Origin of the sequence: Moraxella sp., from assembly GCF_024227015.1 — a bacterium.
Lineage (GTDB): Bacteria > Pseudomonadota > Gammaproteobacteria > Pseudomonadales > Moraxellaceae > Moraxella.
Map to the genome: position 1 here is coordinate 1 of NZ_JAAELD010000318.1, position 612 is coordinate 612.

General features: G+C 44.9%; 1 protein-coding gene. It reads left to right on the top strand.

From position 1 onward, the window contains the following. Positions 1 to 49 precede the first annotated feature (49 nt). The coding region (locus tag GY683_RS07245; RefSeq protein WP_297288097.1) for a hypothetical protein at positions 50 to 612 on the top strand (563 nt) is incomplete at its 3' end.

The following is a 612-nucleotide window of genomic DNA, read 5'->3' on the forward strand; positions in this document are numbered from 1 at the left end:
ATCGTTGGTTAGATATTTTAATTTCACCCCATTTAGAGGATTATAAACGATGAAGTATCTCAAGATTTGCATTTTGATATTGTTTTTAAGTAGCGCGTCATTAGCGTATGCGACGGAATTGTCGCTAAATCAGTCGCGGTTTGTACCTGGCGATAACTTGGTTCTCACGCTGACTGAAAGTTGGTCAGGTGAGGCGGATGTTTATATCGCTGTTAGCTTGCCAGCGGATGATGCATTGTTTTTTTTAACGCCGCCAGATTTTGTACCTGACTTTGTGCCGTTTGTAGAGGCGGCGTTGGCAAGTGGCTCAAGAGAGATTTTGCAGATGGTGTTACCGGCGGATCTGTCCGATGGGGAATATACCTTCTATGCTGCCGCTATGCAGTCAGGGTCATTTTTTGATATAGTGCTTGATGTCGCCTCAATTTCATTGATTTTCGTAGCCTATGTTGAGCCTGTAGATATTACCTTTGGTGACACACGCTTACCTGATGGCGTGATTGGACGCACTTATAGTTTTGCCGTAGAGCCTGAAACGGGTATGCCACCTTATCAGTTTAGTTTGATTTCTGGTACGCTGCCAGAGGGGTTGACGCTGGCTAGTGATAGTGG